Origin of the sequence: Exiguobacterium sp. LL15, from assembly GCF_024436095.1 — a bacterium.
Lineage (GTDB): Bacteria > Bacillota > Bacilli > Exiguobacteriales > Exiguobacteriaceae > Exiguobacterium_A > Exiguobacterium_A indicum.
Map to the genome: position 1 here is coordinate 682,718 of NZ_JANFNX010000001.1, position 12,966 is coordinate 695,683.

10 protein-coding genes are annotated in these 12,966 nt (G+C 43.5%); 7 read left to right on the forward strand and 3 right to left on the reverse strand.

Features of this window, described 5'->3' with window-relative positions:
* Positions 1-38 precede the first annotated feature (38 nt).
* From NOM72_RS03300 to NOM72_RS03310, 3 genes are all read left to right on the forward strand, one after another.
* Entirely contained in the window at positions 39-1,271 is a 1,233-nt protein-coding gene (locus NOM72_RS03300; RefSeq protein ID WP_255997780.1) for a bifunctional folylpolyglutamate synthase/dihydrofolate synthase, read from the forward strand.
* 83 nt (positions 1,272-1,354) lie between these two features.
* Positions 1,355-4,951: a DUF5057 domain-containing protein gene (locus tag NOM72_RS03305; RefSeq protein ID WP_255997781.1), complete on the forward strand. Its 3,597-nt coding sequence runs from the start codon at positions 1,355-1,357 to the stop codon at positions 4,949-4,951.
* 18 nt (positions 4,952-4,969) lie between these two features.
* Positions 4,970-5,656: an ankyrin repeat domain-containing protein gene (locus NOM72_RS03310; protein ID WP_255997782.1), complete on the forward strand. Its 687-nt coding sequence runs from the start codon at positions 4,970-4,972 to the stop codon at positions 5,654-5,656.
* Between the two features lie 46 nt (positions 5,657-5,702).
* Here the strand turns inward: NOM72_RS03310 and NOM72_RS03315 are convergent, their stop codons facing one another.
* The 3 genes from NOM72_RS03315 to NOM72_RS03325 are packed head-to-tail and all read right to left on the reverse strand — an operon-like array spanning position 5,703 to position 8,403.
* On the reverse strand, positions 5,703-7,274 hold the full coding sequence (locus NOM72_RS03315) for a type II secretion system protein (RefSeq protein ID WP_255997784.1): 1,572 nt from the start codon (positions 7,272-7,274) through the stop codon (positions 5,703-5,705).
* 18 nt (positions 7,275-7,292) lie between these two features.
* Positions 7,293-7,913, reverse strand: coding sequence for a PilW family protein (locus NOM72_RS03320; protein ID WP_023468964.1), 621 nt, complete (start codon positions 7,911-7,913; stop codon positions 7,293-7,295).
* Positions 7,876-8,403 (reverse strand): type IV pilus modification PilV family protein, encoded by a 528-nt coding sequence (locus NOM72_RS03325; RefSeq protein WP_023468963.1) that lies wholly within the window; start codon positions 8,401-8,403, stop codon positions 7,876-7,878. Before NOM72_RS03325 ends, NOM72_RS03320 begins: the two co-directional genes overlap by 38 nt.
* 176 nt (positions 8,404-8,579) lie before the next feature.
* Here NOM72_RS03325 and NOM72_RS03330 point away from each other — a divergent pair, with 176 nt between their 5' ends.
* Genes NOM72_RS03330 through NOM72_RS03345 form a run of 4 tightly spaced genes read left to right on the forward strand, consistent with a single transcriptional unit; the run spans position 8,580 to position 12,964 of the window.
* Entirely contained in the window at positions 8,580-9,917 is a 1,338-nt protein-coding gene (locus tag NOM72_RS03330; RefSeq protein ID WP_255997787.1) for a G5 domain-containing protein, read from the forward strand.
* Between the two features lie 16 nt (positions 9,918-9,933).
* Positions 9,934-10,248, forward strand: a complete 315-nt coding sequence (locus NOM72_RS03335; RefSeq protein ID WP_023468961.1) for a hypothetical protein — start codon at positions 9,934-9,936, stop codon at positions 10,246-10,248.
* An 8-nt stretch (positions 10,249-10,256) separates the two neighbouring features.
* Positions 10,257-11,921: a GspE/PulE family protein gene (locus tag NOM72_RS03340; RefSeq protein ID WP_255997790.1), complete on the forward strand. Its 1,665-nt coding sequence runs from the start codon at positions 10,257-10,259 to the stop codon at positions 11,919-11,921.
* Between the two features lie 8 nt (positions 11,922-11,929).
* Positions 11,930-12,964 carry a type IV pilus twitching motility protein PilT gene (locus tag NOM72_RS03345; protein ID WP_200864060.1) on the forward strand — a complete coding sequence of 345 codons (1,035 nt, stop codon included), beginning with the start codon at positions 11,930-11,932 and terminating at the stop codon, positions 12,962-12,964.
* Positions 12,965-12,966: the final 2 nt, after the last annotated feature.

Here is a 12,966-nt window from a genome sequence, read left to right on the forward strand (position 1 = left end):
AGTTTCCTTGAGCCACTTTTTTTAAAGGAGCGAACAACATGAGGACGCGAGAAGATGTATTGGATTGGTTATCGAGCTTACTAGCATTTGGCGTCAAACCAGGTCTTGAACGGATGCAGGCGATGTTACTGGAATTACAGATTGACCCGGACGCGATTCCGACGATTCATGTCGCTGGCACGAACGGGAAAGGATCGACGGTTGCGTTCTTACGTGAGATGGGAATTGCGGAAGGATTACGCATCGGGACGTTCACGTCACCGTATATCATTCAGTTCGAGGAACGGATTATGTTGAACGGGGTACCGATCGCAGAAGATGATCTCGTCGCCGCTGCGATCGCTGTTCAAGCTGCCATCCAGCATATCGATCCGGCACTCGGTACGGTCACTGAGTTCGAGGCATTAACGGGACTTGCTTTCTATTATTTTAATCAGATTCGTCCCGATTTCGTCATTTATGAAGTCGGACTCGGTGGATTGTATGATTCGACGAACGTCTTCAAGAAGCCGGTCGCAGCGATCATCACGTCGATCGGGCACGATCATCAAGCGATTCTCGGAGATACGCTCCAAGAGATTGCTTTACAGAAGTTCGGGATCATCAAACAAGGGACACCGGTCATCGCCGGAAAACTGCAGGAAGAGCTGACGGTACCGTTAATGGCGTATTGCGGTGACCGAAATGCGACGTTGAAATGGAGTCAGGAAGCAATCATCCGTTACCGTCTGAAAGAGACAGGAACTTGGGCGACATATGATGGGATTCCGGAGACACGTCTTGGTCTAGAAGGTCACCATCAAGTCCATAATGCAGCGAACGCCGTCATTTGTGCGCGACGACTTGGATGGTCGAAAGCGGCGATCCGAAAAGGGCTACGGGAGGCAAAACATCCGGGACGGTTTGAGATCATCTCACGCAAACCACGGATCATTCTCGATGGTGCGCATAATCCGGAAGGGATCACGGCACTTGTGGAACGGTTAAAAGAGGAATCAAAACCGGTGACGTTGCTCTGTTCGATCTTGCGTGACAAGGACCGGACAGCGATGCTAACGCAGTTACGTAGCATTACACCGGATATTTACGAAACGACATTTGATTTCCCGCGAGCGCGGACGATGGAGGAGTTGCAAAAGGAAGGCGCTAACGTAACGACGGTCGAAGCATTCTTTGGTCACTTAAGCGCAAATCGAACATATGTCGTGACGGGATCACTTTATTTCATCAGTGAAGTGCGTCAAATGTACACAAACTCTTTTACAAAATAGGGAAAATGCGATTTCGCTCGTTATAATGAAATTGGGGAAGTATAGTCCCGGATTTCAAAGACATGATGAGGAGACGATGAGCGATGAGACAGTGGGTCCGTTTGTTAGTAGCAAGCTTACTGATTTTTTCAAGCTTTACGTATATACATGAACCGCATTCAAAAGCGGCAACAGGGGAAAAGTTCAAGATTTTAGAGATTCGTGATGACTGGTCGACGACGAACCGGATTGATCCGGGAACGACAATCACGTCGTTGTCACTGTTAAAAGAGTTGAATACCAGTCAATACGAAATCAAGATGATGACGGTCAAAGAACTAAATGCGTCTCGTTTTCCACTTGATGGCGCATTTGATGCGATCGTTTTTGATCCATCTATTTTTACTGGAACAGACCGTTATTCGATTACAGTATCTGATACATCCAAAAAACATAATACGAGTAGAATTGAAAACGATATTACGAAATTAAAAGCGAATGAGATTTTGACGAACTATATTCAAAAAGGATTACCAGTCTTTTTACACGCTGATGTGTTAACACATGCAACGAGTAATTTCACTTCGATTTTTAAGCCAAGCATGACGTCTGGTGCTGCGATTGCCTATACGGATTCAAAACAGGTCGTCTCCCGATTACAATCCGAAAAAATTGAACGACCTCGTTTAAGCAAAGTAGCGGTTTCGCAGGCTGGTCAATCGTTAACATCGGTGGATAAAGCAGCACCGGCTTCACCAGATAAACCAATTGATTTTAATTTTACGCTTGATCAAACTACGGCTAATACACGCGTTCAATTGTATATTGATTTCAATAGTAATGACCAGTTTGAGGAATCCGAAAAGGTCGATGAAAAACCAGCGACGATTTCTGGCTCCTTGTCCTATCAATTTGATGCACCGAGTTATACAGGACCACGGAACTGGATGATTAAAGTCGTAAGTGAAGATGGACTTTCGGATTATAAGATCGGTAGCTTCTTAATGAAGGATCAGGTAGCCCAAGCGAAGATTTTACAAGTCACGCGTTCGGGATCAACCGGCTCTATTAATGGATTCATGTCGGGTACATTGTTGAAACAAGACGGATTATATGACTTTAATGTCGAAGTATTATCTGCAACAACATTCAACTCGGACTTTCAAAAGAAAAATTTAAATACAAATTATGACATGTTGATTTTCGGGTTTCAAGATTCATATGGTGCTGCTGCACTAAGCGATCCTGCATCGAATGCAATCCTTGATTTTACGAATACTGGTCAAGGATTGATGTTGGCACACGACACGATTTTCAGACCAGCTCAAACCGATAAACCTGAATTATTCTGGGAAACGAAATTTGCTGATCTTGCTGGTCAAAAGAACTTTACGAATATGGGATACGGGGCGCAACGACCATCAGGGCAGGCAGTCAAACAAAATGCCGGAGTCATGACTTCTTATCCATTTGCTTTGGCAGATACAGTAGCGATAGCAACGACCCACAATCAATACTTCGGCTTGGATCTTGAGCAACCGGACCTTATTCCGTGGTATAACATCCGTGAAAAAGATCTGAATACCTCGAACCAGGCTGCAGGTCGAACGATTGGGGACGCACGCAACCACTACTATATGTACACAAAAGGAAACGTTACGTATTCCGGAGCAGGTCATACGACGAATTTCAATCAACAACAAGAAAAAGAATTGTTCTCGAATACGATGTACCGCGCATTCATCGGTGCGAACCACAAACCTTTAATCAAAAATATTTTACCAACGGACAAATCGAGCTATCTTGAGAATGAGCCGTTGACGATCTCGTATCAAGTCAACGACTATGATCTGCAAGACCGTGAGCTAAAGACACGGATCTATATTGATAATGAGAAAGTCTTTGAAAACAATAAGTTGAAGAATAACTCGTTCGTCAGTCAATCCTTCGAATCAAAATTAAAAGGTAAAACAAGTGTTACGATTCGAATCGAAGCAGAGGATCAGCGGGGAGCTAAGGCAATCGAGACACGGACCGTTCAAGTTGTTCGACCTGCTGTTTCTGCTCCTTTCGTATTATCTCGTTCTATTGATCCGGCTACTATTCCTAATGGTGAGACGGCTGAAATTTCATATACCATTAAAACAACACCTATGAAGCAACAAGAAGCTATTGGGGAGAATGGCTATATCAAAGGGAAATTTTCTGTGACGATGGAAAATATACTGTTCAATGAAAAATTACCGAGTAATTTAGAAGTCGTTTCAACTAGTGGGTTAAAGGATGCTATTATTTCTGGACAGTCTATAAAAGGCTACGCACCAAACATTGAATACGATGAAGCACTTGACGGCATTTACCAAGGGCAGTGGGTAGCTAAACAATCAGAAATAACATTTAAAGTAAAAGTAAAAGCTAAAGAATCTGCGGGCATTTACACGCTCGATAAAAAAGATAATGTGCTAACATCAACTAAAAATGTCTATAAAAATGAAACAAATCGTTCAGATAAACTAACGACAGTAAATAATGATCCACAAGCATTTCCGACACTTGGCTACGCATTGACACCGGCATTTGCGACAAGTGCGAAGATTCCATCCGTCAAGATGGATATCACGACACCATCGTATAAAGTCTTGCCAGAAATTAATCCGACAGGTAGCCAATTCGGAACGTTGAAATGGTCGATCGTCGATCCGACGATTGCCTCAATCGATGAAGCAGGAGTCATTAAACCGAAAAAAGTCGGTACGACACAAATCAAATTAGTCGTTCCTGTAGGTAATGGAAAAGAACTCACGACGACATCTAATCTCGTGATCAATGATGTATTTGGTGGACTGATTGTAAGAAACGTACCGGATACACTGTACGTTGGTGAAACGAAATCCATGACGGGACTCGCTTCGATGATTTCAGGAAACGAGACACCGATTCAATGGATCATCACAAATGATTCGCATGTCAAAACGAATGGTTTATCGAAAAACACATTAGATTTGACCGGGAAAACACCTGGAACAATCACAGTTAAAGCTGTCGTTCCGGCAGAAGCAGGAAGTTCGACATACCTTGCCCAGTCTACGACCTATACAATTCAAGTGAAGCTACCGGAACTTTCGGTCGCCCCAAGTAATCTTGAACTCTGGGTCGGATCAACACAAGATGTAACGGCAACATTCAAACCGAATTACCCGTTACCATTTACGACGTCTACGTTGAGTAGTGCGATTGAACTGATACCAACAGTGAACGGTTATACGATTACAGGTAAGACCGGTACTCCAAATGGAGCTGTCGAAGCATTACTCACGTTGACGGATTTCCCAGATACGGTAGCAAAGACACTCGTTCGAGTCCGTGAGAACCCGACCAGCGTAACAGCTGATGATTTAATCATGACGATGAAGGATGAAAACAAACGACCACTCTTAGGATGGTTCCCGGAAACGACGACTGAACGATTTTACCGGATGGAAGTGACGCAAGGGAAAGAGTACGTCAAAATCGATCCGACGGGCCAAGCATTGCAACCGTTACGTCCTGGTGTGGCTCGCATTAAAGTCACTGTGCTAAAAGAAAATAAAGATGTGTTGGAAGTCTTGAAAAATGATCAGAAAACACCTTTGAGTACAACATTCAAGGTGACGATTGGTTCAGATTCAGGATCAACCGACTTGGATGGAGATGTATATTAAAAAGTGGGGAAGTTGGATATGAAACGAAAACGCATCGTTGTCATCCTGTTGATCGTGATTTTGACTGGAGTCGGAGTTACAAGTTACGTCATCCAATCGAATCGAAAAACTGAACTAGAACAGGCGTTACGTTCAGAAAAGCCTATGGAATTAGAATCCGCGTTAAAAAGTTCAGACATGTCTACATCGGAAAAAAATCGTTATATTGGTCGTTTTCAAGAGACGCTTGCATTTGAAAAGGCTGAATTGCTATTAGATTCTAAGACATCTCAAAATCAAATGAATTGGTTTTATGCGGCGCAGTTTGCTCCTCGGGATACAGTGGCTACTTGGCTAAAAAAGGGAGCAAAAGTGAATCAGTTAAATCAGAAGAAACAATCTGTTCTTCATGTGGCAACAAGTGTGAATCGTTCCAGTGATGCGTATGCTTTACTCGTCAAGCGCGCAACGTCTAAAGATTTAAATCGAATCGATGCGTACGGTCATACCCCTTTATTTTATGCCACACTTGATCAAAATGAGACAGTCATCGAGTTGCTTCTAGGGGCTGGTGCCAATCCGAATCTAGGAAAAGAACGTCCGATCTATGAGACAGTCAAACAAAATCGAAAAGATTTATTTGAATTATTGAAACAGCACGAGGCAAAGGTAGAAACGAAACAAGTAAAGAAGATTGCAAAAATGTATCGTGCTACGACATTTTAAGCAATAACAAAAAGCCCCTCATCAACTCGATGAGGGGCTTTTATAATTACTGTTGAATGCGTTTTGGTGTTTCGACATACATTTGGACAGAACGATTTAAAGGTAATAAGGAAGTTGGATTTTTCAAAACGGTTGCATCATAGGCCATGCGTAATCGAGAAGCCTCAGCATCCGCAGATTTATTGGCAATCATGAGTCGTTCTAAATCCCTCACATTGGCAGGGAACTGATTCTCTGCTAAATCGAGTTTTCCACGATAGGCGTTTACTTCTAGTTTCCCTTTTGTAAAGATTCCACCACGTACGTTCATCGTCGACCCGACAGAGTAGATCGTATTGATTTGATCGTCATCGCTGTAAAGGAACGCATTTAGGTCGGGCGTAGCTGTTCGGGGTGTTGAAAATTTATTCACCCGATTGATGACGAGTGTTCCTTTACTGAGTAGGATTAACGTGTTTTGTTTCGTTGAGGAAGTGAGACCTTGAATATTCGCATCATCGAGACGACTTGTACCTGTCGTATAAATCGTTGTCGCAAAACCAACATTCCCTCGAACGAGAAGGTTACCTAGGACGACAAGCGGCCGTTTGATTTCCAACGGCTGATCAACGGAATTCAGTGAAGAAATTGTCAGATTCCCATTGATGATCAAAGGCTCGAGCGTCTCTTGTACTAAATCATCCGTCAACGTGATCGTGTTATTTGTGTTCGGTGCGGGGCTAATCATCTGTCGTTTCGTATCAAGTGCCGTCAGAAACGGACCTGTTAAGACTGATTGTGGAATAGCCGAGTCCTTTAAGGAGGTAGTGATTTGTGTAATCGGTGTATTCACCGGCAGCTTCAAAAAGTCATTCAAAGCGTAGTTGAAGTCGAATGGCACAAGCGCTTCTTTCGTTGAGACGAGGTCCGTTGATCCTTTTGGATCAAAAATACTACGGTCACAAGATAAATAATCTTCACATTGCAGCAAAGGTAGATTTTTTTCTTGGAACACCCGAATTTGACCAGCGACATAGGGAAGTGCTTGTGTATTTGTGAACGTCCCATTTTCATTATTGTATTTAAAATAAGGAGTAGCGGTTGCTTTTAAAGGGTTTCGCGAGAAGATATTACCTTCGATGAAAGGTGCACCTTTGATAATGACTTGGTTATCCGAACCAAGCGTATAGTACAAGAAGCTTGGAATAGCAGACAGATACACGCGTTGGCGATATGTCTTGCGAATCGCAGGCTGATCGCCCTTTTGTTTCTCGACTGTTGCGGTTAAATCTAATGCTTTAACTCGGATATTCGAGGCGGTCTCGTTTACTTCGACCGAGACACGCGGGACGATGGACTTTAAAGGTAAGATGATTGAGCTATTCAAATTACTGAATAGCGCTTGTGAAGATGTCGTAGGTGAAGTGCCCGTCGTCTTGACAACGATTTGCTGTAATGCAGCAACGGCTTGATCCAAATCATTTTGAGTGGATGTCTCGACATCGATATCCGTTTCACGGATTTCAGTTAATCGTGTGGACTGTAGACTGATACCAATCGTGGCTATGGCAAGAACGGAAAGTACCGTTAGCGTGACGAGTACGAATAATAAGGTGTAGCCTTGTTCAGATTTACGCATGATTAGTTCCTTTCTGAATTAAAATCCAATCGTACTCGTGAAGGTCTGTACTTCTTCTTGATCAGTTGACTGGATTCGAGTCGTGATGGTCAAAATACCATGGATGACATAACGACCAGGATACGTACTTCCGGTGATCGTTTGATATTCAGGACTAGATAATGTGAAGGTTTGAAAAAGTTCGGATTGCTCATCGATTGATTGTGGCTCTGACGTATAGACGAGTTTATCGCCTTGTTGCTGTTCGGTCAGGAATGTATATGTAACAGGCTTCACGGTAGATGCGGATGCTGAAGCTTCTTCTGTTGCATTGAACGGTTGAAATCCACTAGCTCGTTCAAGTAATCCCGTCTCATTGTTTAGCGTAGGCAACGTTCTTTTATAAAAAGAGAGTGTTTTAGATTCATCGATGCGAATCGCATCAAAGCCACTGACCTCATTTAAAATGATACCGATCCGACTATCCGCTTCACTACGTAATTCACTAATGATACCAGTTGCTCGAAAACTTTTCGTTCCGGAAATGAATACCGTCAAGATGACAGCACTGAAAATAGAAGCAACGACGATCGAGACAAGTAGTTCGACGAGTGTGAATCCTTCACTTTGTTGTTGGAAAACTTTGGTTGAGCGTCGCATTCGTAATCGATCCTTTCAAAGTCGTAATCGGTTCAGTCGTTCCTTCTACATACACGTATACATAAAGATCGAGTAGATTCGGATTCACTTCACCTTCCATTTTATGAGGTGTCACACTGTACTTCACATCAAATGAAATATTGTTGATTTCAGGATCAGTAAAAATTGACGTACAAATAGCCGATACACCACAAGAAGGAGTGGCGGGTTCTGGAATCACATAATTTCCATTCAGATAAACGGCCTTCAGTGCTTCTTGAGATAATGAAACGAAAGAAAAGGCTTCATTCGTTGTCGCTTCAATCGCTTCTCGCTTTATGTAAGAAGTAGCATTTTTAGCTAAATAGTTCGCAAACGTCAATTCCGTGCTAGTGCGTGATGCTGAAAGAGATTGCGAAAAGATACTGATCAATGAGACAGAGATAATCGACAGAATCGTAATACTGACAAGGACCTCGATTAATGAAAATCCATCTTGTTTGTGTTGCATATGCTCACCTCTTCATTTCTATCGGAAAAAACATCAATTGGATGAAGTTCAAAAACCTACAGACATTCACAGTTAGAGAAAAGAATTGTCAGGATAGACTTATGTTTCATCATGATATTCATTATAATGGAAATACTAGGCACCTGAAATGATTAATTCATACAGAAAGGAAACAGATGATGCTCAATACAAAGCGTTTTGCTGTACATACACTTTTACTCGTCTTACTCGTGGTTTTGATTTATGTGCCATCTTTCGCCTTAATTTCCTTTACCGGAAAGGCGACTGAACAGACGACTTTTTCTGAAACGGCTAAAGTTGGATCTGTTCCTGTAAGCGGGATGAGTCGTAAAGAAGCTGAATCCGCAGTCCAAAAAGCGATTACGGAATGGTCCAAAAAAACACCGTTGACGACGGGTACAGGAGAAGAAACGTTACCGGTACCAACTGAATTGGTGACATTTGATTCTGAGGAATCTGTTAAAAAAGCGTCTCTGAAAACGGGAGGAGACTTAATTCTCTCAATCGATGACGAAATGCTACAAAGTTTTCTATCTACGCAACCTGTCAGCTATTCACAAGAACAAACGGAAGCGTTTAAAACATGGTTAACGAATACAAGCAAGACATTAGCTGAAGGGAATTTTGATCCTTCACAAACGTCAGAGTCGTCTGCTGAAGGTGAGGTCGTATCAAGTATCACGTTTTCAACACGTTCAGCAGCAGAAGAACAGATGATTACAGGCATGGCAAACGTCGAAATCAAGCCAGATCAATTAATGAATGTGAAAACGTATGGTATGGATCCAATCGCTGCTTCTTACGTTGGAAGTAAATTATACGAATTGTTCGCAAAAACACCATTTGAAATCGTGGAACGTATGCCACATGCGACGCTTCCTGATGATATTACACTAGGTTACGATGTCAAAATTGACGAAAAAACAGATTTTGCTGTTCGAAATACGCAAGCATCAGTTTATCGCCTCGTCGCTACGCAAGAGGGAAGCGACGTAACGATTGAACTACGCGGAGCCCCAATAAAAGAGGCAGTGACTGTTGTGATGGAAGGAGAAAAGACAATTCCATTTAGAACCATTACTCGTTACTCAGCCACTCTTTCAGCCGGGACGACAAACGATACACAAGCCGGTGAAGAAGGAAAATCGATTGAAGTCTACCGTGTAATGAAAACAGCTAAAGGAGAGAAGAAAAAGCTACTTTCCTTAGATTTTTATGCGGCGGTCCCAGCTGTCATTACAAAGAGTAGTCAAGAAAAACAAGCGCCTGTCGTGGTTCCACCAACCGAAGAAACACCATCTGAGGACGGAACGGATTCTGAAACGCCGGATGAATCGAACCCTGAGGATTCGCAAACGGACGGTACGGTCGAAACGCCAGATTCTCCTACTTCCCCAGATAGTCCAGAATCACCAACGGTACCAGACGAGGACAATCAAGGGGATCCGGCTTCACCAGTAGACGATGAATCGACAGGTAAAGCGGTCGGTTAAACGAGGAGGGAAGAGTATGAATTGGACGACGATTGCAATTGAACTTGGAATCATCATCGGACTTGCGACAATCATTTGTGGATTGATGTTTGCGGTGACGATTCCATATGTGACCTCGATTCAGGCGAAGTCAGTATTATCCATCGCAGCGATTATCATGGTGACACTGATCTATTTTAGTGTTCAGTTGGATTGGATTAGTAATCCTTTTGTAGCGATCGGTATGGTATTACTGTGTGTCGTAACGGGAGGCGTTACGAGTCTGATTGATGAAAAGAAACAAAAGCGAACTGTAATGATTGAAGACGAATCATGGCATGCGGAAGGATGACGGACTAAATGGCGATGAAGCGAAAACGACTCGGTGAAATGTTAATCGAAGAGAGTTTAGTGACAGAGAGTCAAATCGATGAGGCACTTTCTGTAAAACGACCAACTGAAAAATTGGGTGACGCGTTACTCCGCCTCGGTCATTTGACGGAACAACAATTACTAGAAGCGCTCCATCATCAGTTAAAGATTCCGATCATTCAACTGTATAATTATCCGGTCGATGTCGCGGTGACGAAATTGATTTCAAAAGAGTTAGCACAGCGGCATACGTTAGTTCCGGTCTACCGTGAAGGAAATCGTTTATTTATTGCCATGGCGGATCCGATGGACTTGATTGCAATCGATGATTTACGGATGCAGACGGGTCTAGTGATTGACGTAGGTATTGCGACACGGGACGAAATCAGACGAACGATTTTGAAGTATTATGATATCGATTCATCGTTGCGCGATTTGTTGGAGTCAGATGATATGACGGAGATGGACCAGTCGCGCGACGTGGTGACACGTGAAGATGCGCCAATCATTCGTCTCGTTAATCAAATCTTAGAAAATGCGATTGCACAACGGGCATCCGATATTCATATGGATCCCCAGGAAACATCTATGACGATTCGAATTCGAATCGATGGAGAACTTCGAACGGAAAATAATTATCCGAAGCAGATTCAAAGCATTTTAACGACACGAATCAAGGTCATGAGTGAGCTTGATATTACGGAATCTCGGTTACCGCAAGATGGACGAATCAAATATATCTTTAATGGACTAGCTTACGACTTCCGTGTTTCTACACTACCTACCGTATACGGGGAAAAAGTCGTTATTCGAATTCTTGATAGTTCCAATTCGAATATTTCTATCTCTAAAATTGGTTTCAGCTCACGGAATGAAACACAGTTCCGAGAAATGTTAAAACGACCGAACGGTATCATTTTGATTACCGGACCAACCGGTTCAGGGAAATCATCGACATTGTATGCAGCATTGAATGAGTTGAATGACGAGTCACGCAATATCATCACCGTCGAAGATCCGGTTGAGTACCAGGTCGATGGCATCAATCAGGTCCAAGTGAATGCGAAGATCGGTTTGACATTTGCGAGTGGTCTCCGATCGATTCTCCGTCAGGATCCGAACGTCGTCATGGTCGGTGAGATTCGCGATATTGAAACAGCAGAAATATCGATCCGTGCTTCTTTGACGGGACACTTAGTTCTATCCACGCTCCATACGAATTCAGCAGTTAGTTCAATTACACGGTTGATCGATATGGGCGTTGAATCATTTCTCGTCGCAGCTTCACTTAGCGGATTGATCGCACAACGACTCGTCCGCCGTGTTTGTCGGGACTGCGGAGAAGCCCACTCGTTATCAACGCGGGAACACGAGCTGTTTGATCAAGAAGGAATCGAAGCGACGACTGTCATGCGAGGTCGTGGCTGCTCATCTTGTAATATGACCGGATATCGAGGTCGTGTCGCGATTCAGGAAGTCATCATGATTGACGAAGTCTTACGGCGCATGATCATGAACCAGTCGACGGAAAGTGACATCACAGCGTACGTTAAATCGCAAGGACAACGTTTCCTTCTAGCTGATGGTCTATCGAAAGTAGCTGATGGTATCACGACGACAGAAGAAATTTTACGGACGGTGATTTCAGAATGAATCAAACGATGGAACGTGCCCAAATCGAAGATATTCTTCGTTCCTCGAAGGAACGAGGGGCATCCGATGTTCATTTGACTGCCGGATCCCCTCCTGTGTTTCGGATCAATGGAACACTGACACCATATGGATCCGAGAAGATGAAACCAGTCATCATTGACGGGTTCGTTCGTTCGTTGATCACGGAAGACATGTATCAGCAACTGAAGCAGGATCGAGATATTGATTTTTCGTTTGGTGTGACAGGTGTAGCACGATATCGGGTCAATTGTTTTTATCAGCGAGGCGCATTATCGATGGCCTTTCGAACGATCCCGACAGAAGTGCCTTCGCTTGAACAGTTAGGACTTCCTCCAGTCATCAAACGCTTTTTGACGAAGCCACATGGTCTCATCCTTGTCACGGGTCCAACAGGTTCCGGGAAGTCGACGACGCTTGCTGCGATGATCAACGAAATCAATCAGACGATGTATAAACGGATCATCACACTGGAAGACCCGATTGAATACTTACATAGTCATCGAAAGAGCTTAATTGATCAACGAGAGATTGGAATTGATGCGCCACGTTTTTCGACAGGATTGCGCTCAGCGCTTCGCCAAGATCCGGATGTGATTTTACTGGGAGAAATGCGCGACCTTGAGACGATTGCTACCGCGGTAACGGCTGCTGAAACCGGTCATCTTGTCTTTGCGACGGTGCATACGGCAACAGCAGCTTCAACGGTCAGTCGCATCATCGATGTATTTCCGTCGGAGCAACAAGATCAGATTCGGGCACAGCTAGCGAACGTCCTAGCAGGTGTCATCTCACAACGACTCATGCCACGATCGGACGGAACAGGACGTGTTGCGGCTTTAGAAATCATGGTTGATACACCAGCTGTCTCCAACTTGATTCGGACGGGTAAGGAATATCAGATTCAATCCGTTTTACAGACGGGTAAACAATATGGCATGCAAACGATGCAGATGGCTTTACAAGATTTGGTCAGCCGCGGTTTGATTCCGGCATCTGCTGCAACACCATACATATCGGGGTGAAG

Bases quoted from the DNA above. Each gene is read 5' to 3' on its own strand.
- NOM72_RS03300 (WP_255997780.1), top strand. From the start codon at position 39: ATGAGGACGCGAGAAGATGTATTGGATTGGTTATCGAGCTTACTAGCA.
- NOM72_RS03305 (WP_255997781.1), top strand. From the start codon at position 1,355: ATGAGACAGTGGGTCCGTTTGTTAGTAGCAAGCTTACTGATTTTTTCA.
- NOM72_RS03310 (WP_255997782.1), top strand. From the start codon at position 4,970: ATGAAACGAAAACGCATCGTTGTCATCCTGTTGATCGTGATTTTGACT.
- NOM72_RS03315 (WP_255997784.1), bottom strand. From the start codon at position 7,274: ATGCGTAAATCTGAACAAGGCTACACCTTATTATTCGTACTCGTCACG.
- NOM72_RS03320 (WP_023468964.1), bottom strand. From the start codon at position 7,913: ATGCGACGCTCAACCAAAGTTTTCCAACAACAAAGTGAAGGATTCACA.
- NOM72_RS03325 (WP_023468963.1), bottom strand. From the start codon at position 8,403: ATGCAACACAAACAAGATGGATTTTCATTAATCGAGGTCCTTGTCAGT.
- NOM72_RS03330 (WP_255997787.1), top strand. From the start codon at position 8,580: ATGATGCTCAATACAAAGCGTTTTGCTGTACATACACTTTTACTCGTC.
- NOM72_RS03335 (WP_023468961.1), top strand. From the start codon at position 9,934: ATGAATTGGACGACGATTGCAATTGAACTTGGAATCATCATCGGACTT.
- NOM72_RS03340 (WP_255997790.1), top strand. From the start codon at position 10,257: ATGGCGATGAAGCGAAAACGACTCGGTGAAATGTTAATCGAAGAGAGT.
- NOM72_RS03345 (WP_200864060.1), top strand. From the start codon at position 11,930: ATGGAACGTGCCCAAATCGAAGATATTCTTCGTTCCTCGAAGGAACGA.